General features: G+C 43.6%; 18 protein-coding genes. 10 read left to right on the top strand and 8 right to left on the bottom strand.

The window, feature by feature from the left end; all coding sequences use genetic code 11:
• Positions 1-130: 130 nt before the first annotated feature.
• From JZ787_RS06555 to JZ787_RS06545, 3 genes are all read right to left on the bottom strand, one after another.
• The gene (locus tag JZ787_RS06555; protein ID WP_004691682.1) at positions 131-820 is read right to left on the bottom strand and encodes an ion channel; all 690 of its coding nucleotides are present in this window, start codon (positions 818-820) and stop codon (positions 131-133) included.
• Between the two features lie 241 nt (positions 821-1,061).
• Positions 1,062-2,777, bottom strand: coding sequence for a cation acetate symporter (locus tag JZ787_RS06550; RefSeq protein WP_168158711.1), 1,716 nt, complete (start codon positions 2,775-2,777; stop codon positions 1,062-1,064).
• Positions 2,777-3,109 carry a DUF485 domain-containing protein gene (locus JZ787_RS06545; RefSeq protein ID WP_004691685.1) on the bottom strand — a complete coding sequence of 111 codons (333 nt, stop codon included), beginning with the start codon at positions 3,107-3,109 and terminating at the stop codon, positions 2,777-2,779. The genes JZ787_RS06550 and JZ787_RS06545 overlap by 1 nt, the downstream gene beginning before the upstream one ends.
• Before the next feature lie 186 nt (positions 3,110-3,295).
• Here JZ787_RS06545 and JZ787_RS06540 point away from each other — a divergent pair, with 186 nt between their 5' ends.
• Positions 3,296-6,793, top strand: coding sequence for a PAS domain-containing hybrid sensor histidine kinase/response regulator (locus tag JZ787_RS06540; RefSeq protein ID WP_346312067.1), 3,498 nt, complete (start codon positions 3,296-3,298; stop codon positions 6,791-6,793).
• 402 nt (positions 6,794-7,195) lie between these two features.
• Positions 7,196-7,963 carry a hypothetical protein gene (locus tag JZ787_RS06535; protein WP_346312066.1) on the top strand — a complete coding sequence of 256 codons (768 nt, stop codon included), beginning with the start codon at positions 7,196-7,198 and terminating at the stop codon, positions 7,961-7,963.
• A 58-nt stretch (positions 7,964-8,021) separates the two neighbouring features.
• On the opposite strand, the gene JZ787_RS06530 is transcribed toward JZ787_RS06535, so the two are convergent.
• On the bottom strand, positions 8,022-8,672 hold the full coding sequence (locus tag JZ787_RS06530; RefSeq protein WP_004691689.1) for a response regulator transcription factor: 651 nt from the start codon (positions 8,670-8,672) through the stop codon (positions 8,022-8,024).
• A gap of 377 nt (positions 8,673-9,049) precedes the next feature.
• On the opposite strand from JZ787_RS06530, the gene msuE reads away from it, so the two are divergent.
• From msuE to JZ787_RS06505, 5 genes are all read left to right on the top strand, one after another.
• Positions 9,050-9,778, top strand: a complete 729-nt coding sequence (msuE, locus tag JZ787_RS06525) for an FMN reductase (RefSeq protein WP_004691693.1) — start codon at positions 9,050-9,052, stop codon at positions 9,776-9,778.
• Positions 9,779-9,805: 27 nt separating this feature from the next.
• Positions 9,806-10,912: a dimethylsulfone monooxygenase SfnG gene (gene sfnG, locus JZ787_RS06520; RefSeq protein ID WP_234951007.1), complete on the top strand. Its 1,107-nt coding sequence runs from the start codon at positions 9,806-9,808 to the stop codon at positions 10,910-10,912.
• Positions 10,913-11,039: 127 nt separating this feature from the next.
• Positions 11,040-11,450, top strand: coding sequence for a DoxX-like family protein (locus JZ787_RS06515; protein ID WP_346311961.1), 411 nt, complete (start codon positions 11,040-11,042; stop codon positions 11,448-11,450).
• Positions 11,447-12,280, top strand: coding sequence for an SDR family oxidoreductase (locus JZ787_RS06510; RefSeq protein ID WP_168158714.1), 834 nt, complete (start codon positions 11,447-11,449; stop codon positions 12,278-12,280). The genes JZ787_RS06515 and JZ787_RS06510 overlap by 4 nt, the downstream gene beginning before the upstream one ends.
• 61 nt (positions 12,281-12,341) lie before the next feature.
• Positions 12,342-12,956 carry a riboflavin synthase subunit alpha gene (locus JZ787_RS06505; RefSeq protein WP_168158715.1) on the top strand — a complete coding sequence of 205 codons (615 nt, stop codon included), beginning with the start codon at positions 12,342-12,344 and terminating at the stop codon, positions 12,954-12,956.
• Positions 12,957-13,249: 293 nt separating this feature from the next.
• On the opposite strand, the gene JZ787_RS06500 is transcribed toward JZ787_RS06505, so the two are convergent.
• Positions 13,250-13,957: a GntR family transcriptional regulator gene (locus JZ787_RS06500; RefSeq protein ID WP_004978238.1), complete on the bottom strand. Its 708-nt coding sequence runs from the start codon at positions 13,955-13,957 to the stop codon at positions 13,250-13,252.
• A 23-nt stretch (positions 13,958-13,980) separates the two neighbouring features.
• Between JZ787_RS06500 and lhgO the strand changes: the two genes are divergently transcribed.
• The gene (lhgO, locus tag JZ787_RS06495; RefSeq protein WP_168158716.1) at positions 13,981-15,189 is read left to right on the top strand and encodes an L-2-hydroxyglutarate oxidase; all 1,209 of its coding nucleotides are present in this window, start codon (positions 13,981-13,983) and stop codon (positions 15,187-15,189) included.
• Between the two features lie 31 nt (positions 15,190-15,220).
• Positions 15,221-16,525: an MFS transporter gene (locus JZ787_RS06490; RefSeq protein ID WP_234964996.1), complete on the top strand. Its 1,305-nt coding sequence runs from the start codon at positions 15,221-15,223 to the stop codon at positions 16,523-16,525.
• Between the two features lie 81 nt (positions 16,526-16,606).
• Here the strand turns inward: JZ787_RS06490 and acs are convergent, their stop codons facing one another.
• Positions 16,607-18,550: an acetate--CoA ligase gene (gene acs / locus JZ787_RS06485; RefSeq protein WP_346311960.1), complete on the bottom strand. Its 1,944-nt coding sequence runs from the start codon at positions 18,548-18,550 to the stop codon at positions 16,607-16,609.
• A 454-nt stretch (positions 18,551-19,004) separates the two neighbouring features.
• Between acs and JZ787_RS06480 the strand changes: the two genes are divergently transcribed.
• Positions 19,005-19,976: a mechanosensitive ion channel family protein gene (locus JZ787_RS06480; RefSeq protein ID WP_346311959.1), complete on the top strand. Its 972-nt coding sequence runs from the start codon at positions 19,005-19,007 to the stop codon at positions 19,974-19,976.
• Here JZ787_RS06480 and JZ787_RS06475 read toward each other — a convergent pair.
• A complete protein-coding gene (locus JZ787_RS06475; protein WP_168158720.1) occupies positions 19,962-20,672 on the bottom strand; it encodes a 16S rRNA (uracil(1498)-N(3))-methyltransferase in 711 nt (236 codons plus the stop codon). The two genes, JZ787_RS06480 and JZ787_RS06475, sit on opposite strands and share 15 nt — an antisense overlap.
• A 226-nt stretch (positions 20,673-20,898) precedes the next feature.
• Positions 20,899-22,179 carry a 3-deoxy-D-manno-octulosonic acid transferase gene (locus tag JZ787_RS06470; RefSeq protein WP_346311958.1) on the bottom strand — a complete coding sequence of 427 codons (1,281 nt, stop codon included), beginning with the start codon at positions 22,177-22,179 and terminating at the stop codon, positions 20,899-20,901.
• Positions 22,180-22,273: the final 94 nt, after the last annotated feature.

The raw sequence follows: 22,273 nt of genomic DNA, 5'->3' as shown, positions 1-22,273 counted from the left end.
CAAAGATATAACCAAAATGGTTAATTAGACGAGTCTAATAAAGAGTGAAGAATGAATAGCTTAAAATTTAACGATTCTGTTCCATCATAATTTATGTTTAAAAATAAGGCAGTGCGAATCCTGTAACAGTTTAATTTTCTTTATGATCATTGGGTCGATGCTGAATATACTGCAAGGCAATCAAGCGTGAGACGACTAAAGCCAAATACATCACCCCACAAAACATCTGTAACATCGCGATCATACGAGCCAGCGGTGTTAATGGCATTAGATCAGACAAACCTGTCGCCGACTGTAAACTAAAGCTTAAAAAAAGTAAATCGAGCCATGACTGTGCGCCCGCCACATTGGGATTTAAAAAGCTATTCGGTTCTAAAATCTGACAAATGCTATATAAAAAGGCAAAACCCCATGCAATAAGCGTAAACACTGCCCCTGCAGCAAATAGCTCATCCTTAGTCAAATAACGGTCTGCAAACATATAGCGCAGCAAGCCATAGGCCGCAATAAAATAGGCCATCGCCTCAAAGGCATGACTAATCACCAACAGCATCGGATCTCGCGCACCCAGCAAAATCAGTAAGGAAAAGAACAATGCACCACCAACAAAACTCAAGCCGAGGATGGTAAACACGGGGGTTTGACGAATGACCTTGGCAATGAGTAATAGGACCAAAACACCTAAGCCCCAAACCAATACACGTAAAGACAAGCTATGGCCGCTCAACAGCGCCAAAATCAGCATAATAAATTGCAATAGCAGTAACCATGCTGATGGCAGTAAACGGAAGCCTTTCCAAAATTCGACAAATACTTGCATATGCAGCCTGTTGTTTTTAAAGCCAAGTTTGATTGGTTCTTGTTCTCGCTTTTAAACTTAGCACGAATAGCCACTGAAACCGATGCTTTTTATTCACGTGATTCAATTCATTTTGATTACAACTTGAGTACAGACTGTATATCACGATCTTGCATTTCAGCATTCAATGCCAACAAAATTAGGTATTCAACACCATAAAAAAAGCCCCAATCAATGGGGCTTTTTTTAGTTCAGGTTCAGATTAGTGATCTGAAGCGCCTGAGATACCAATACCTGTTTGTGAACGTACATACTGCGCATCAAATGCTTTACGTTCTGCTTGTGCACGTGCTGAGTTATCAGTCACAGAGAACAACCAGCAGCAGAAGAACGCCAATGGCATTGCAAAGATCGCTGGACCATTGAATGGATTTACTGGCGTTTCAGAGATTGCGAATGTATCTACCCAAACGGCTTTAGACAAGACAATAAGTACTACTGCAGTCGCTAGACCCACTACACCACCAATCACCGCACCACGCGTGGTTAAACCTTTCCAGAACATTGAAAGTACAAGAACTGGGAAGTTCGCACATGCTGCTACAGAGAATGCTAATCCGACCATGAAAGCAACGTTTTGTTTCTCGAACAGAATCCCTAAAATCATTGCAAAAATAGCAAGACCTAAAGTCGCGATTTTAGACATACGAAGTTCAGATTCAGGAGTCGTTTGACCTTTCTTGAATACGTTTGCGTACAAGTCATGCGAGATTGCTGAAGCACCTGACAAGGTCAGACCTGCAACAACAGCAAGAATCGTTGCGAACGCTACTGCTGAAATGAAGCCCATGAACAAGTCACCGCCCAATGCATCAGACAAGTGAACCGCTGCCATGTTGTTACCACCAACAAGCTCTAGCTTGCCAGTTACTGCCATTTTCGCGACATCAAGGAACTGCGGGTTGTTCGATACATAAAGGATCGCACCAAAACCAATGATGAAGGTTAGAAGGTAGAAGTAACCAATGAAACCTGTTGCAACAACCACTGATTTACGTGCTTCTTTAGCATCTTTAACGGTAAAGAAACGCATTAAGATGTGTGGTAAACCCGCTGTACCGAACATTAAAGCCAAACCTAAAGAAATGGCATCAATTGGGTTCGCTGCAAGTTTACCTGGGCCCATGATATTGCCCGCTTCTGCTAAAGAAATGTCATGTACTTTAGAGAAAACTTGAATTGACTGGGTGAACATTTCAGAGAAGCTGAAGCCCACGCCTTTCATCACCATGAAAGCCATGAATGTCGCGCCAGACAAAAGCATCACAGCTTTAATAATCTGTACCCAAGTCGTTGCCAACATCCCACCGAAGATCACGTAAGCCATCATCAGAAGGCCGACAATCACTACAGCAATGTTGTAGTTCAAACCAAATAAGAGTTTGATCAGCTGACCTGCACCCACCATCTGAGCGATCAGATAGAATGCAACGACAACCAATGAACTCACTGCTGCAAGCGTACGCACTGGTTTTTCCGCTAAACGGAATGACACTACGTCAGATAAGTTGAACTTACCTAAGTTACGTAGACGTTCAGCCACCAAGAACAATACGATTGGCCAACCAACCATGAAACCCAATGAATACAGCAAGCCGTCGAAGCCTGAACTGAAAACCATTGCGGAAATTCCCAAGAATGACGCTGCGGACATATAGTCACCCGCAATCGCTAAACCATTTTGGAAACCTGAAATCCCGCCACCTGCTGTGTAGAAGTCAGCAGTGTTGGTGGTTTGTTTTGCTGCCCATTTGGTGATGAGCAAAGTAAATCCGACAAAGATACCGAACATGATAATTGCATGCCAGTTTGTCGCTTGTTGTTGAGCCTCGCCCAAATCTGGGCCTGCAAGTGCTAGGCTCGAAGTCAACAGTGCGATAGCAGCGACTGTAAGCGCTTTCAATGAATTCCATTTCATTAGTGCTGTCCTTTCTCTTGCGCAATGGCTTCGACTTCACGCATTGCTTCTTCATTTAATGCGTCGAGCTTGTTATTCGAGATATACGAATACACACCACACAAAACAAAAGACAATACAATAATGCTTAGACCCAATGGCATTCCAATCGTGGTCACCCCACCACTGACTGAAGTCATTAAAAATTCTTTGTTGTAGCCGACCAACAACATGAAACCAACGTATACAACCAACATAATAGTTGTCAGTGTCCAGCTCAGTTTACTTTTACGACTAACCATTTCCTTGAATTTGGGATTTTGTAGAATCTGTTCTACTTGTCTCTCATCCATAACCATACTCCTGTCTGTATCCAACCGTAGATACAATTTTTTAATTCGAATTATTACATTTGCTAAAGTAGCAAGCTTCTGTATTGGTTGTAATTTAGACTTTGGTCTGTAAATTTTAAACAAGCTCAGCAGCCTCTATCCCAGATGCGCTATGATGGCCGAGATGATGGAAAAACTTTAGGTAAAATGAACAGCTGGCTCATTATCGGGGTATTGGCCCTCTATATCGTCTTACTCTTTATCTGCGCCTTTTTTGGTGAAAAACACGCCAGCCGCCTGAGCACGCGTGGGCGCATGCTATTGTTTAGTTTAACTTTAGGGGTCTACTGTTCATCTTGGACCTTTTATGGCGCAACAGGTGCAGCAGTTCGTGAAGGCATTATCTTTCTGCCGATCTACCTTGGCCCACTACTCTTCGTCGCACTGGGCTATGACATTTGGCGTCGTTTAGGCCGCGTCCGTCAGCACCATGCTATTTCATCGATTGCCGATTTTGTTGCTGCACGTTATGGTAAAAGTGGGCCTTTGGCCTCGATGGTGACCATCCTCGCCGTCATTGCGATTATCCCTTACTTAGCCCTGCAGTTACGCGCTATTGCACTTAGTGCTGCGGTGATTTTAGAGCCCACCGCAGGCAGTATCGCCTCAACCACCAACGGTGTGCTATTCCTCACCGGTATTTTGGCGATTTTAGCCATGATTTTCGGGACCAGACAGATTGCCAATACAGAACAACATGGTGGTCTGATGTTGGCGGTAGCCTTCGAGTCTTTTGTTAAACTGTTTGCTTTGCTGTGTGTTGCGCTCTTTTTCGTGTTTGCTGCACCTGAAAACATCCATCAAATTTCTAAGGATGTCGCAGAGACTTTCCATCAAGTACAACTGATTGGTGTACCCGATACGTTTTGGATTCAAACCTTATTGGCTGGACTCGCGATCATTTGCTTACCGCGTCAGTTCCACGTCGCTGTGGTCGAATTACGTGATGAAAAGCATATTCGCGGGGCACGGCGCTGGTTCGCAGTTTATTTAGTTTTAACCATCATTGCTATTATCCCGATTGCCAGTTGGGCGCTGCATGCAACGCCAGGTTACTTAGCTATTCCCGATGTAGCGGTTTTGTCTCTACCCTTAAGCTATGGCCAAGACTGGTTAACCCTATTGGCCTTTTTAGGTGGCTTTTCTGCCTCTACGGGTATGCTGTTGGTGTCTTCAGTTGCGCTATCAATCATGCTCAGTAATGACTTGATCATGCCTGCCTTATGGCGTACCAATTTACTGTCCCGCCACGATAAACGCTTACCTTTGGTACTTAAATTTACCCGTCGGGTCTGTATTTTAGCCGTCATGTTATTGGGCTTTTTGTTCTTCCATTTTTTCAATGACATTGACCAACTTTCAGTCTTTGGCTTATTGGCCTTTAGTGCGGTGGCTCAGTTCTCACCTGCCCTCATTGGTGGTCTATACTGGCGTGGCGGCAGTAAACAAGGCGTCTATGCAGGTTTATTGGCTGGTTTTGGTATGTGGGCCTACACCCTGCTATTACCCACTGTACTGCGCAGTTTGCCTGCAGAATATTCACACTTTACCGAAAGCTTTCTCAATTTCGGGCCAATGGGCATTAACTGGTTACGCCCTGAAGCTCTGCTCGGTTTTGAATCCTTTGCCGCTCTCACCCATGGGGTGGTGTGGGCACTGGGTCTGAATATTATTTTATACATTTGGATTTCTCGAATTTTCCGCCCCAGCGTGGCCGAACAAATTCAAGCAGAAAGCTTTTTCTATTATGAAACCAAACCACTACCAACGCAGAGCACGTCTACAGACATCAACTACATTCATCACGATGTTGCACGCTTAAAAGTCGGTGATTTAATTACCTTAGCCAAACGGATTACAGGGGATGGCGCAACCATGCGCGCTTTCCAACAGTTCTGTGCACAGAACAATGTGGTGCTGAATGAAAACAGCAATGCCAACGGCATGTGGTGGCGTTTTACCGAACAATATTTGGCAGGCACCATTGGTGCTGCATCGGCACGTACTCTGCTCACCACCGCAATGGTCAACAATGGCCTCGCTTTGGGGCAAGTGGCAAACATTCTAGACCAAGCCTCACAGTGGCAACGTTTTAATCAAAACCTGATCATGACCATGATTGACCACATGACCCAAGGGGTGAGTGTGGTCGATGAAAATATGTGTTTGGTGGCGTGGAATAATCAATATTTAAAACTGTTTGATTACCCAAAAGATATTGTCTATGTCGGTTGTCCGATTTCCGATTTGATTCGGTATAACGCAGAGCGCGGCGAATGTGGCCCGGGTTCGGTCGAAGAACATGTACGGAAACGGATGCACTGGATGCAAGTCGGTAGTGCGCACGAGTTTGAACGGATTCGTAAAGATGGTCGTGTCATTCAAATGCGTGGCAACCCAATTGAAGGCGGCGGCTTTGTCACCACCTTTGCCGACATTACCGCCTTCCGTGAAAATGAAGCCATGCTGGAGGCACGTGTCCAAGACCGAACCCAACAGCTAGCAGATGCATTGACTGAACAACAACTGGCACGTGAACAAGCCGACAAAGCCAATATGTCGAAAAGCCGCTTTATTGCCGCGGCCAGTCATGACTTATTGCAACCGATGCATGCTGCGCGTCTATTCAGTACGGCTTTAGAACAAAGCGTTCAAAGTGAAGAAGACCGTAAAACCTTACAACAGCTTGATCGTGCCTTACACGGTGCAGAAAGTATGTTGTCTGCGCTGTTGGATATTGCCCGTCTTGAAGGTGGCACCATTCAACCCAACCGTCAGGCTTATCCGCTGCATGATTTACTCAGTGACCTCGAATTGCAGTTTAAATCCATTGCAGCACAGCGCGGTATTCGTTTCAGCGTACATGATGCTCAGTTCTGGATAGATACCGACCCACAATGGATTCGCCGTATTATTCAGAACTTTGTCAGTAATGCCCTACGCTACACTGCCAAAGGCAAAGTGGTGGTGGGCGTACTCCGCTCCACGGACAAACCACGCCATATTCGAATTGGAGTTTGGGATACAGGACCCGGGATTGCAGAAGAACAACGAATCAAACTATTCCAAGAGTTTGAGCGCTGTGGCCATACCTCACCGTGGGGTGAGCAAGGGCTTGGCTTAGGCTTAGCCATCGTACAGCGGATGACCAGCCTGCTCGACTACCCAGTGCATGTCTATTCAGAGTATGGCAAAGGGTCATGCTTTATGATTGAAGTACCAATCATTGCCCCACCAAAAGTCGTAGCAGCGCCTGTACAAGCGGTACCACTCAAAACCAAAGCCTATAAGATTTTGTGTTTGGACAATGACGAAACCATTTTAGAAGGGATGTCGACTTTACTGACCAAATGGGGCTATCAAGTGTTTAAGGCAACTGAACCTGAACAGGCTTTTGAGATGATTCAGCAAGAAAACATTCAGGTCTGGTTGGTCGATCAGCACTTAAATCATGACAAAATTGGTTTGGACTTTATTTTGGCCAATCGCCAAGAAAATGTACCTGTCGCTTTGATTACCGCAGACTCAGATCCTGAACTGCCACAACGGGTCAAAGATATGAATATCGTGCTTTTGAAAAAACCATTAAAACCTGCTTCTTTACGAGCATGGTTATCGGGTTTAAAAATTTCAAATCCTGAATAAATTCACTACATTTACTCACAAAACCCAAGTCATCTGACTTGGGTTTTTGTCTTTTTTAGGCCCTGTATATACGCAAACTGACTAAAGTTTTAAAGGTTTCGACCAAAGTGCTCATTTCCAGCTCTTTGAAGCCCCACAGTATTGGCTAAAAATTACACATCCATTTTTACTATGGCAAAATACACCACTTACATTAGTGAACACTTGTATACTTAGTTACAATTTTTCAAGTATTTGTTTTATTTAAACTAAATATACATAAAAACACAAACTACGACTTTAGTCGTATTCATCTCCACAGGGGATTGGCAGATAACTAGGACTAAGAAAAGATCAGTTTTTCTACCTATATACCCCTTCCTTCGCTGAAGAAACTGATCATCCTTCTCTTGGAGTTTTATGATGAACATTTCTAAAGCAATGCCACATGGCTCAGATCAGTCACAACAATTTTTGCGCCAGTATAGTGCCAATGCCTTTTTACCCAGTATTGACTGGGTCGAACTCTTTAAACAAAGTAGGCTCAACGAGACTCATGTTCAGGCCTTAGATACGCTGTATCACACCGCTATTCCCCTCGCATTACAAGTGTTTGAACAACTCGACTTTGATGTGTTTCGACCTGCGGCGTACCAACCGCACGGCTTAGGTCTATTTGAAAAACTTCAACAACAAGAAGACCCGTTCTTGCTGGCATTGGAAACTGAATCCAGTGCACTCAGTGTAGATGTACGCCATCAAATTTGGAGTATGCTCCTTCGCGGCGGCGCAGTATTGGTGTTTAAAGCATGGCTCGGTAAAGTCAAAACCGATCAGGATCAACTCGACACCACCCAGTTTGACCAATTGTCGGATCTGCTCTTTATTAAAACACCACCGCAAGTCTTGGCGGATCGATTAAGTATTGATACGCAAGGGACACAAGACCATATTTTCCTCATGTATGACAACGAAATCTACTTAGACCGTTTCAATAGCTTGGAAACGGCGGCTTTATTTGTCGATCTTGGCGTGTATGATGCGGCCTTTTTAAGTCTGCGTGATGACCGTGTTGCCGCTTATTTGAAACAACAGGGCTATGTCTCTGAAGAGCAAATTGATGACTTACAATGTGCTTTAAATCCTTTATTTTGTACCGATGTCACCAGCAAACAAAACTGCTTGGCTTAAACTCAAAACCGAAAAAAAGCGCTGATGATTCAGCGCTTTTTTAATTCAATAGATCAGCTTACATGCGTTTTTCTTCAATATTTAAAGCATTGATCGCGAGGACCGCTTGAGTTCGGTTTTGTACCCCGAGCTTACGGAAAATCGCAGTCACGTGCGCTTTAATCGTTGCTTCTGAAACATCGAGTTCATAGGCAATCTGCTTATTCAGCAAACCTTCTGCCACCATCATCAATACACGGAACTGCTGAGGTGTTAAGGATTGAATTCGCTCAGCCAGTGCAGTTTCATCGGCAGCACGTGGGTCAAAGTTCATGTTGGCGGGTAAATTTGGCGGCAACCAAATTTCACCATCTAAGACTTCGCGAATTGCTTCGCCAATATGACTTGGATGTGCCGACTTTGGAATATAACCCATCGCACCATGCGCAATTGAACGCTGAATGATCGACGTCTCTTCATGCGCTGAAACGACAATAATCGGTAATGATGGATACTGGGCACGAACGTGTACCAATGCAGAAAAACCTGAAGCACCTGGTAAGTTTAAGTCCAATAGCACCAAATCAGGTTCAGGACCTTTTTCAAGGCGTTCATAAAACTCGTTTACTGCGGCTGTTTCATGAATTTGAGCTTGCGGTAAGCTATAACGAACAGCTTGGATTAACGCATGGCGAAACAGCGGATGGTCATCAACGATTAATATATTCATAAGCAACGAGAGATTTCGAGTGCACTAGTCTTGACTATTCTAACCATACAAGTGCCGATAAGGATATGCAAAGTCTAACTTTTTTTCACTTTATCACGCTTTCAGCAGGAAAATAGCCTCAATTCCAAGTCGATATTGAAATATAAATAACTAATCACATTTTGATATAAAATTTATAAGCACATCGAAAAAGGTTATTTATTTTAAATATATATATAAAATACAACTACTTAATAAAAATTTTAGTAACCTTTTTCAAGCTCAACAGATATATCTTAAAATCAGATAACTTAACGCTATTTCTTTATTTTACAGCCTTCGTTCAGATATTAGATAAATAAGCCCATTCCGAGATACAACACTTTAGGGCTGTCCTTATGTCTACTTTACTGCAAAAACCACTCAATATTGTCGCTGTGTCAGGCGGTTTAAATACTCCGTCTAAAACTGAGGCATTGGTACAAGAAATTTTAAATGAACTGGGCGATGCAACCCCAATCAATGTACATTTCATTAAGTTTAGCGAAATTGGACACCTACTCGGTGGTGCAATATACCGCAATCAACTGCCTCAACGTGTGCAAGATGACTTAGCCGCGGTCGAAGCTGCCGATGCTTTGATTGTTGGAACACCAGTTTACCGTGCTTCTTTTACTGGTTTATTCAAACACTTTTTCGACTTTGTTGAGCAAACGGCGCTGGTCGATGTACCGGTACTACTTGCAGCCTCAGGCGGCAGTGAGCGTCATGCCCTGGTACTGGAGCATCAACTTCGCCCACTATTTAGTTTCTTCCAAGCGCAAACTTTACCGATTGGAGTCTATGCCACAGACAAAGACTTTACACCCGCGTATACCATCCACAGTGAATTATTACGAGATCGCATCACCCTTGCTGTGGCCCGTGCTTTACCCATTCTAGAATGGGCACCTGCCAAAGGTCAGCGTGCAGAAGTGGTGAAAGAAAAAACCCAACTTGCCAATCAGAACTTGGGTATCAACACGCAAATCGAACAAGACGATGTACTGCCTTCAGCAGCAGTACCAAATTTAGATGCAGCCGAGTCTCGCTTGCATCAGAAAAAAGCCAAACCACAGGTCGCTTAACGCAAAAAGCATTGAGAGGGTTTTCACATGTCACAACAGAATAAAAATATTACGTTTGCTTATTGGGTACCCAATGTTAGCGGTGGCTTAGTGGTGAGTAATATTGAGCAGCGCACAGACTGGAGTTATGACTATAACGTCCGTTTAGCGCAGGCTGCGGAAAAAAATGGCTTTGACTATGCTCTAACTCAGATTCGTTTTACTGCGGGTTATAACGCAGAAAACCAACATGAGTCGGTCAGCTTTAGTCACGGTATCTTAGCCAAAACCAGCAAACTCAAAGTCATAGCCGCCATTTTACCTGGCCCGTGGAAACCCGTGCTTGCCGCAAAACAGCTTGCAACCATCGACCACTTAACCCAAGGGCGTATTGCGATTAATGTGGTCAGTGGTTGGTTCCGCGGCGAATTTGATGCCATTGGTGAAACATGGCCTGAACATGACCAACGCTATGCTCGCTCGGAAGAGTTTATTCGTGCATTAAAAGGCGTTTGGACCCAAGACAACTATAGTTTTGATGGAAAATACTACCAGTTCAAAGACTACACCTTGTCCCCCAAACCTGTGCAAAAGCCGCATATTGAAATTTTCCAAGGCGGCAGCTCTCGTGCTGCACGGGATATGGCTGCACGAGTTTCAGACTGGTATTTTACCAATGGCAATACCCCTGATGAACTCAAAAAACAGATTGATGATATTCGTGCAAAAGCCCAACAGAATGGCCATCAGGTCAAAATTGGGGTGAATGCTTTTATCATTGCCCGAGATACCGAGGAAGAAGCGAAAACGGTTCTGCAAGAAATTATTGATAAAGCCAATATTCAAGCGGTTCATGCCTTTGGCGAGGCCACCCGTGAAGCGGGTGCAGCAACACTGGAAGGTGAAGGCAATTGGGCCAAATCGACCTTTGAAGATTTGGTTCAATACAATGATGGCTTTAAAACCAATTTGATTGGTACACCACGCCAAATTGCTGAACGTATTGTGGAATTAAAAGCCGTTGGTGTGGATTTAATCCTTTCAGGTTTTTTACATTTTATCGAAGAGGTTGAATACTTCGGTGCCAAAGTGTTGCCATTGGTTCGTGAGTTGGAAGCTCAGCAGCAATCCGTTGAGACTGCCAAATCTGCTTAGCTCGGTAAGCAGCAGACACGAACTAAAAAATAATAATGATAGGTGACTCTATTCTTCCCTCAAGGCTCGGCTTGAGGGTTTTTTTATTGGTGTATAATCCGCACAAAGTAAAAAATAACCATTTTATATGAACAACAGCCAACCCTCTAAATTCATTAATCTTTCTTTGGCCTTTTTATGGGGCTATCAAGGTTTAGTTCCTAAAATCCTTTTTATCAATCCCGATGAGATTGCCATTTGGCAAACTTTTGGGCTTTCCTACACACAGGCCCAACTGGCAGGTCAGGGCTCAGGTGTGCTTGAGTGTGTTTTTGCTTTATTGTTCCTCTTTAATTCCAGTAAATATCTGCATTACCTCAGTATTTGCAGCTTAGTGTTTTTATTCGCACTGGTCGCTTTTCTGATCCCAGATAGTCTCATTCGTGCTTTTAACCCTGTGGTTATGAACCTTGCAATGATCAGTCTATCCATTTGTTATTGTATGCTTCACAGTCAACAAGCGACGTCCTTTAGTGCACAAAGTAAAGGATTCATATGAATTCAAAATCAGGTTGCATCGTCATTACAGGCAGTTCTAAAGGTATCGGCTTGGGTTTAGCTCAAGCCTTCTTGGAACAGCAACAAGCCGTTGTGATTTCTGGGCGAAATAGCACAGATTTACAGCGCACCCTGCAACAGCTACGGCATCGTTTTCCCGCTGCGCTGATTCATGCTGTCACTTGTGATGTCACGCAGATCCATGAAGTACAAATGCTTTGGGATGAAGCCATTCAACAATTTGGTGCTGTTCAGATTTGGATTAATAATGCAGGCAGTTGTACTGCGACACTAGACTTTAAAGATCTCGCAGCAGCAGAAATACAGACAGTGGTGCAAACCAATATTCTAGGCAGTATGTTCGGCTCACAAGTGGCCTTAAACGGCATGCTGGCACAAGGCTATGGTCAAATTTTCAATATGGAAGGTTGGGGTACTCGAGGCGAATGGAGTGCAGGCATGACCGCCTATGCCACCACCAAACGTGCCATAGGGTACTTTAGTCAAGCCCTGTTTAAAGAAACCAAACAGACCCACATTCAAGTCGGTACACTCAGTCCCGGAATGGTAGCAACTGACCTACTGGTATCCTCTTGGCAAAATGGCAATGTTCAGCACTGGAACAAAATGAAACGGCTTTTTTTGTTTATTATCGATCCTCCTGAGGTGGTCTGCCGCTATTTGGCCCAACGTATTTTAGAGAATAAACGTCGCCATACTCGAATCGTATGGATGACGCCCTTACGGCTGTTGCTCCGATTTTTGCGGCCCTATTATTGGCGTCGAAATCCCATTAAAGATACAGCTTTAGCGCATCTCAACTCAAAATAATACCACATCAAGTTGTAGATCATTTACATTAAACATAACCCCCGAATTAGGAAGACTTCTGATGTACACAGGTATTGTACAAGGCTTAGAGAAAATTCTAGATGTCCGTCAAGGCGACGGTTTTAGCACCCTTGTCGTTTCAAATACACACAACTTTTTTCACGATGTCTTCATCGGTGCAAGTGTAGCTATCAATGGCACCTGCTTAACTGCAACGCACATCGATCTGACCGCCAATCAAGTCCATTTTGATGTCTCAGATTTGACTCGACGCCTGACCACTTTAGGCACTTTACAGGCAGGTGATGAGGTGAATATTGAACGTTCAGCCAAAGTCGGAATGGAAAATGGGGGGCATAACTTGTATGGACATATCGAAGGAACGGCTACAGTAAAGCAGCTGAGCCGTCACGGCGAGACTCTGCATTTGGATCTTCACATTCCAGAAGGCAATATTAAATACTTTTTCTTAAAAGGTTTTATTGGTCTGAATGGTTGTAGCCTCACCGTCAACCATGTTGATCGTAACAACCATGAAATTTCAGTTGATTTGATTCCTGAAACCTTGCGTCTAACCACGTGGGCATCGGTACAAATCGGCGATGCAGTCAATTATGAAATTGATCAGATGACACGGACGATGGTGGATACCTTAGAAAGCATCCATCAGCGTTAAACTGCGTTTTTTGACATTACAGCTGTACAAAAGCGCCTAACTCAGGCGTTTTCTGTATTTTAAAAATGTTATTTATCAAAATGATATACGTATAATTTCAATATTAAGCATCAATCAACTTACCGATACTCATCCCCCTTTTCGACTCTTCTCAGTTCAAATCTCTAAGGGTTGAGCTTCATATTTCACATCAATAATCGCTGCCAAAAACTACGACTAAAGTCGTATAAAATTTCCGCACAGGAGAGATTGTTCAAAATTTACATGTTGCATGCAACATGCTACTATCAATTTTAGATCCAGTTGAGATAGTCATTGGTACTGTAATCTGACCAGTTTTCACGTTTTTCCGATTCTTGGTTTATCAGTAGCGTAGCGGTATTGATTATGTGAGCTTTCATCAAGTTAGCGGCTTGTTGAGCATCTCCACTCACAAATGCATGATGTAACTTTAAATGGTCATCAAAGGTCTGTATACAATTTCGCGAATGCGGAATGGTTGCAGAACCCGCGATTAACACTTGGTTACGGGTATTGCTAATAATATCAATCGCTTTCTGATTGCCCACAATTTGTAACAACGCTAAATGGTAATCCCGGTCAGCTTTTAGAGTCCCTGTAATGTCATTTGAGGCCGCCTTCAGTTTGAACTCCTCAAAAATAGCATTCAAATGTTCAATATCTTGCTCTGTTCTGACCTTAGTTGCACGGTAGACCAGAGGAACCTCCAGCATCAATCGGATTTGAAAGGATTCAATCATTGTGGTGAATGTTGTCGGAATAATACGTATCCCTTTATTTTTCTCAATTTTCACAATACCAATCTTTTCAAGCATTTGTGCTGCTTCACGTACAGGTGTGCGTGAAATGCCGCCAAGCATCTGACCCAATTCTGTTGCTGAGTACAAGACATTGAACTGTAAGTGATTATTGATAATTGCATCCTGCAAAATTTCAAAAGCTTCTTCAGTTAATGTTTTTGGTTTTTGGATCAGTTTCATGAGGTTTTACAAAGGGAATCAATATGCTGAATAAACATTATGCCATCATCGGGGGGGGAATCAATGGATTGGCTGTTGCCCGCCAACTTCTGTTGGACTATCCAGATGCCCGTGTCACGGTATTTGAAAAAGAAACTGATGTTGCCATGCATCAATCTAGCCATAATTCAGGTGTAGTACATGCTGGACTATATTATGAACCAGGTGGCTTAAAAGCCCGCTTATGCCGTCGTGGTGCGACACTGGTTCAACAATACTGTACTGAAAACCAAATTCCCTATGATGAATGTGGCAAAGTCGTGGTTGCACTCTCTAAAGATGAAGAAGGCCGTCTCGACGCAATCTACAAAAAATCAATGGCCAACCAAGTTCCTGATGTCCGTATTCTGCAAGCTGGCGAAATTCAAGACGTCGAGCCGAATTGTATTGGGACCAAAGCCCTCTATTCCCCACGTACCGCAATTGTCAGCTACGGTGCAATTGCCAAAAAAATTGCAGAAGAAATTAAACAGAAAAATGGCACCTTGGTATTGGGTCGAAAAGTCATTAATTTGACGGAAAAAAATAATAAAGTCAGCATACATTTTGATGATCATGAGGTCTATCCAACCCAGTTTGACTACGTCGTAACCTGTGCAGGTTTACAGTCTGACCGACTTGCGAGCAATTCAGGCGATATTGCCACGCCAAAAATTGTCCCATTCTTTGGTCAATACTATGTGATTGATGAACAATTCAAAAATCATGTCAAAGGTCTGATTTATCCTGTACCCGATCCTAAATATCCATTTTTAGGGGTGCATTTCACCAAACGAATTGATGGTCAGATGACCATTGGACCAAATGCGTTTATTTCGTTTGGCCGTGAAAACTATACAGGTAATAAATTTAACCTCACCGATATTTACGACTTCCTCACTTACAAAGGTTTCTGGAAATTCTCATCTAAAAACATGCCAGCAGCGGTACGAGAGCTGAGAACGGTGCTCAGCCAAACCAATTTTGTCGCAGAAGCAGCCAAATATGTGCCATCTCTTGCTGACGTCTCTGTTGAACCTGCAACACGTGGCATTCGAGCTCAAGCTATGGAAGCTGATGGCTCATTGGTCGATGACTTTGTCATTCGCAAACAAGGCAATATCACCCATATTCGTAATGCCCCGTCTCCGGGTGCGACCTCCTCTTTAGCGATTGCCGAATATATTGTGCGCGAAGTCATGTCTCACCACTAATAAAAAACTGACTCTCATAAAGGAATATCAAATGAGCAATACTCATGAAACAGAATTAGAAAAAAAGAAGCGACTCAAAAAAGTAGCAACCGCAACCATTGTCGGCTCCATGTTAGAGTGGTATGACTTCTATCTGTATGCCACCATGGCCTCGATTGTCTTTGCTAAAGTGTTTTTTGACACTTCAGACCCAGGTAGTGCCAGTCTGAAAGCCTTTGCTACTTTCGCGATTGGCTTTATCGCACGCCCTCTAGGGGGGCTGTTCTTTGGCTATTTTGGCGATAAATATGGTCGTAAGAAGATGCTGTTTGTCACCTTCTTGTTGATGGGATTATGTACCACGGCCATTGGTCTAATTCCTACCTATGAATCCATCGGTATCTGGGCAGCAGTGTTGTTGGTGACCTTCCGTATTATTCAGGGTCTCGGTGCAGGGGCTGAATTTGCAGGGGCTGCGATTACCTCGTATGAACATGCCTCTGAAGATAAACGCGGTAGTCAAGGTGCATGGCCTGCCCTAGGTCTAAACCTAGGACTCCTACTCTCTTCACTTACGGTCTTTTTATTAACCTTAAATGGTGATGAGTTCTTAATTAATGGTGGTTGGCGTATTCCATTTATTCTCAGTTTTGTGCTGGTGATTATTGGTTTATGGGTACGTAAAAGTTTGCCTGAAACGCCTGATTATGCTGAAGCACACGTCGAAAAATCGACTGAAAATCCATTTAAACAGATCTTAAAAACCAATATGAAAGGTCTAAGCGTGGTCTTTCTGATTGCAATTGGCTATAACGCCTTGAGCTATATTTTTAAAACCTTCTCTTTGGCTTATTTAACTCAATTCCAAGGTGTTACGGCACATGTCACTTCATTATCCGTGACCATTGCAAGTTTGGTCGCCATCTTCACTGTACCATTCTTCGGTTGGTTGTGTGACAAATGGAACAGTAGAAATGTTCTGATCTTAGGTGGTTTTCTCTCAATCCTGTTTGCCTATCCATTTATGAAATTACTGGAAACAGGAAACAACACTTCAATCTACATCGCTTTAGCGATTGGGACAGGTATTCTTGCTCCAATGATGTTCGCACCACAGGGATCTTTCCTCAGTCGTCAGTTTGCCGTGGAGAACCGTTCTACTGGAGTAAGTACAGGCCGCGAAATTGGAACAGCAATTGCAGGGGGCTTAGCACCTTTAGGTGCCTTGTCATTGGTGGCAGCTTCACCAACCCATTCGACGACAGGTGTGATTCTAATTTTAGCGCTAGCAGGTTTATTTGTGGTCTTAACTGCCCTTTGCGATCAAGGCTATAAATTCTCCAAACATAAAAACTAAGCACTTGAACAACTCTTCGTTCACAAAGACAAAGCCCATGTCTAAAATTTAAGACATGGGCTTTTTGGCTGCAGCCAACATTTATCCGTTTGGATAAACTTCTTTAATCAACACTTCGACCACTTGTGGTTCAGCCAGCGTCGATGTATCGCCCAAACTATCTAACTCGTTCGCCGCAATTTTTCTTAAAATACGGCGCATAATTTTACCTGAACGTGTTTTCGGTAAAGATGGTGCCCAATGTAAGGCATCTGGTGTCGCCACTGGACCGAGTACCTTTCGTACCCACTGAATCAGCTCTGCACGGAGTTCTTCCGTTTGTGCAGTGCCCGCTTGTAAAGTGACAAAGGAACAAATTCCTTGCCCTTTGATGTCATGTGGCATTCCTACTACGGCAGCCTCAGCCACCGCCTCATGTGCCACCAAAGCACTTTCCACTTCGGCCGTGCCTAAGCGGTGCCCTGACACATTTAGTACATCATCGACTCGACCTGTGATCCAGTAGTAACCATCTTTATCACGGCGTGCACCATCGCCCGTGAAATACGTTCCCGGATAAGTTGCAAAATACGCTTCGATAAACCGCTCAGGATCCCCCCAAATGGTTCGCATTTGTCCCGGCCATGAATCCTTAATCACCAGATTGCCTTCGGCCTCACCTTCTAACTCTTTGCCTTCAGCATCAACCAAAGCGGGTTGAATCCCAAATAAAGGACGCGTTGCAGACCCTGGTTTAAGTGGTGTCGCACCCGGAAGTGGAGAAATTAAAATCCCGCCTGTTTCAGTTTGCCACCAAGTATCCACCACTGGGCAACGGCTTTCCCCCACCACTGTGTAGTACCAATTCCATGCTTCAGGGTTGATCGGCTCTCCGACGGAACCAATTAAACGCAAACTGCTACGATCACTCTCACGGACAAAGGCATCCCCTTCACGCATCATGGCGCGGATCGCTGTCGGTGCCGTGTATAAAATCGTCACATTGTGTTTGTCGACAATATGCCCTGTACGTGCCCAACTTGGATACTGTGGGATTCCTTCAAACATCACCGTTGTGGTTCCATTCGACAAGGGGCCATACAGCACATAAGAGTGTCCCGTAATCCAGCCTACATCGGCGGTACACCAAAACACATCATCTTGTTTTAAGTCGAACACTTCACGGAAGGTACTATTCACATAAGTTAAATATCCCCCTGTGGTATGCAGCACCCCTTTGGGCTTACCCGTTGAACCTGAGGTATATAAAATAAATAGGGGATCTTCGGCATTCATCGGTTCAGGTGGGCAAATCTCATTGACGGTCATGATTTCCATGTGATACCACAAATCACGCCCTTCTTTCAGCGTAATCGGATTGCCTGTCCGGTGTACCACAATCACGTTTTGTACCGAGTCTGTCCCGGGTAGATTCAATGCTGCGTCTACATTTTCTTTCAACGGAATGGGTTTCCCCCCGCGCATTCCAGAGTCTGCGGTAATCACAATTTTGGCTTGACTGTCATCAATTCGGCTTGCTAATGAATCAGGCGAGAAACCACCAAACACCACACAATGCACGGCACCGATTCGGGCACAGGCCAACATCGAAATGGCTGCTTCTGAAATCATTGGCATATACAGCACCACACGATCACCCTTCACCACGCCATGCTTTTTCAGGACATTGGCAAAACGACACACTTCGTCATACAGTTCAGCAAAGGAAATGATTTTATGGCGCGACGGATGGTCACCTTCCCAAATAATGGCAGGTTTATACGGATGCTCTTTTAAGTGGCGATCAAGGCAGTTAGCACTTAGGTTTAACTGCCCATCGGCAAACCATTCAATTTTAAAATTATCTTTGTCATAACTGGTGTTTTTAACTTGGCTAAAAGGCTTGATCCAATCGAGTTTCAAAGCTTGTTCAGCCCAATATTCATCAGGTTGTTCTATCGATTTTTGATAACGTTCAAAATATTCTTGTTCATTGGTGCGCGCAGTTTTTTCAAATTCAGCAGGTACAGGATAGACTTCTTTCATATCATACTTCCTTATATTCTGACTCTCATCGCGAGAGTTCATGCCACAGTTATTAGTTTATTATTGGACTGCATAACCACAGTATGACGATTGTTTTTTAAACAGATCAACACGGCTTTGGTCGTATATTATTTCTACAATTTAAAACACATTTTATAGTGATCATTCAAGGAGATCCTGTGTTTAATCCGTAACATGAACAAAGCTGAACTCAGTAAAGTCGCTCCAGCTAGGCTTTTTTAAGCATATTGTTACACTTCAGTCGGTACTATTTCATGCACAAGGAGCATGACTTAGTGCCTTCAATTCAAAACTAAAGCGTTTAAAAAACATAAATATGGGTTTTTATCCGTCTATCAATCACCCAGAATGCGATAATTTCATACGTATTTCTCTATTAAACGCACACATTTTTCAGGCAAAATATGCCAAATTTTCAGCGATTGGAGCACCAGTGTCAGAACAAAATCATAGCTTGAGCGAGGTTGCTCAAGGTACGTCAGAGATGCTACATGACGCGACAGCAAAAACCACGCAAAGTGTGATTGCACATACTGCAAAATATAATGATGCCTATTCCACCATCGACAAATTTATCGATGGTTTTTGGGAGCGTATGCCTTATTTTTGTATTGCACTGATTACCTTCATCATTTTTTATTTGCTCTCCAAACTGTTTAAGCTTTTTGTTCGTAAAGCACTGTCTGATCGCTCTTATACCAAGCAAAACCTTGTTCTAGTCCTGAATCGTGTCGGCAGTTCAGCCATCGTCTTTATTGGCTTCCTGATTGCCATGGTGATTGCAATTCCAGGTTTCACACCCGGTCAGTTGATGAGTGCTTTAGGGATTGGTTCTGTTGCCATTGGTTTTGCATTTAAAGATATCTTCCAAAACCTACTTTCAGGGATTCTCATTTTACTGGGTGAACCATTTAAGATTGGCGATGACATCATTGTCTCGGGTATGGAAGGTAATGTTGAAGATATTCAAATTCGTGCCACTTACTTACGTGCACCAGATGGCCGTCGTATCGTGATTCCGAATGCAACCGTGTATACCAGTGCAGTCACTGTCAACACCGCCTATCCACGTCGTCGCTGCGAGTTCTTGGTCGGTATTGGTTATGAAGATGACATCAAAAAAGCCAAAGATATTGTACTGGGCATTTTAGACCGAGACACGACTATTTTAAGTCAACCAGGTTTTAGCGTGAACGTCGCTGCACTTGCAGATTTTTCGGTGAATCTCAAAGTCCAATGGTGGGTCAACACCACAGAAACTACGGTATCTGGCTCGATCAGTTCGGTACAAGAATATGTGGTTCAGGCCTTTGCTGAGCAAGGAATTTCTATTCCATACCCAGTCCAAGAAGTTCGCGTCGCAAAAAATGACAGCTACCCGACAGAAGCCTCAACCGCTAAATAAGCGTCCTAAAACATAAGGGATCACGGTTTCAGTCCGAATAATACGGTTGCCTAAGCTCATCACTTGGCAGCCGTTTTTTACAAGTAGGTCAACTTCGTAAGGGATAAATCCACCTTCCGGTCCGATCACAACCGTACAGGGATGCTGAATCGCAAAAGGCATTTTGGCATCGCTATAAGGATGTGCCACATAAGCAGGACAATCGGCTGAAATCAGACTTGGCAATTGATCTTCAACAAAAGGCTTAAAGCGTTTATAAATTTCAATTTTGGGTGCAACCGTATCACCTGCCTGCTCTAGCCCCAAAGTCACATATTGGTCCAACTGTTGTAAGAACGGGGTTTGCCAATAACTTTTATCGACCCGATAGCTGTGCAGCAAAATGATTTTTTCAACCCCTAAAGTCACCGCATCCATAATCAAACGACGCAGAACTTTAGGGCGTGGCATCGCGACAATTAAAGTCACGGGTAGTTTGGCTGGTACAGGTTCTTCATATAAGGGTTTTATGCGTACAGCTGTTTCGGAAACCTCAACCACTTGCGTAAGATGACGCTTTCCGTTTTGTATCCCGACTTTTAACGTATCACCGGCTTTCAGCTCTAAATGACGATGCAAATGTTCAAGCTGACGCTTAGCGCTAATGGACCAGAGTTCAGATTCGGTTTGTCGCGGGTCTAAGAGAACGATATTCATAATTTGAAAAAACTACTTTAAACTGTGCGAACTCGTGATATTCAGCAGCTTAATCACTCATAGCCACAAATAACAATATAAATTTAAAGCCCCTGTGTAGGCATGACCCTACTTTTGAAAGAGCAAAAGTAGGCAAAACTCTTTGTTAGGCTGATAGTACATCCCTATACCACAGCCTAACGGTGGCATCCCTGCCACCTCACCGTTCCCATTTTTTGTGAATAGTCTATAAATAAGCATCAATCACTTGAATATGCTTTTTCAAAGAGCCCGTATTTAACTGCATAATCTTTTGTGCCGCTTGATTCAGTGTATTCGCCTGCTCAGTATCCTCTAACAGTGTCATCAACAGCGCAGCAGCTTGTTCAGCATCATCAACAACTTTCACCGCATCGGCTTGTACAAATTCATCGACAATGGTTTGGAAATTAAAATAGTTTTTGCCCAAAACCGTCGGCACATGTAACGCAATTGGCTCTAAAATATTATGTCCGCCACCCGGTTCATTTAGTGATCCCCCGACAAAACAAGCATCAGATAAGGCATACCATAACCACATCTCCCCCATCGAATCGGCTAAATAGACTTGGGTGTCCGCCTCTATTCTTTGTCCCGTACTTCTGCGAGTGGTGTTTAAATTTAAACTTTGCGTGATGTTAAAGACCTCATCAAAACGCTCTGGATGACGCGGCACAGCAATACACAACATTTCAGGCTGTGTATCCAAATATGGCTTAAGCGCACTTAACAGTTTTTGTTCTTCAGGTGCATGAGTACTGGCAATAGTAATGATCTTACGCCCAACGAGCGACCATTCTTTCTTGAGCTGAACTGCTTGTTTGACAAAAGATTCTGGCGCATGAATATCAAACTTAATACTCCCCACCACCTGTGTTACCGATGGCGCTGCACCGAGCTGAATAAAGCGCTCTGCAGTTGCCTGATCTTGTGCCAAGAGCTGATCTATTCCGTGTAACATCGGCTGCGTCAGGCTATACACTTTGGCATAGCCTTTGGCTGATTTTTCAGAAAGACGTGCATTAATCAAGATACATGGCACCTGACTCTGCCCCGCTTGGGCAATTAAATTCGGCCAGAGTTCAGTTTCAACCAAAGCCAAAAGTTTGGGCTGATACAATGCGAAAAACCGACGAACTAAAGGTTTTTGATCCGCAGGTAAATATACAGCTTGGAACAGCTCTAAATAAGGTGCTTTTAAAAATAGCGATTTGGCACGCGCCTGACCCGTTTTGGTGGTATTGGTCACCAAGACTGGATGACCCGATTTTAAATAATGCTCGATGAGAGGCTGCGCTGCATTAGTTTCGCCCACCGACACCACATGGAACCAAATCGCTTGGCGATTTTTAACCGGTTGAAATGGCCCGAAACGTTCGAGACATTCTTGTTGAAATTGTTCTGTAGTCTCTGCACGTTTTTTTATTTTAGACTTATACAGCGGTTTGATCAGCGCAAGTGCTGCGTTATACCAAAAAGGAGTAGCCAAATACGTGCTCCAAAAATCAATGCAAAAATAAAACAGCGCAACTCATATTATCCCATGAATTGCGCTGTTATCTTGTCGCGAATTTAACGGAAAA

The sequence above is a fragment of the Acinetobacter sp. BWR-L5 genome (assembly GCF_039655985.1).
Classification (GTDB): Bacteria; Pseudomonadota; Gammaproteobacteria; order Pseudomonadales; family Moraxellaceae; genus Acinetobacter; species Acinetobacter johnsonii.
Note: the sequence above shows the minus strand (reverse complement) of the source record. Positions and strands in the feature narration are given on the sequence as shown.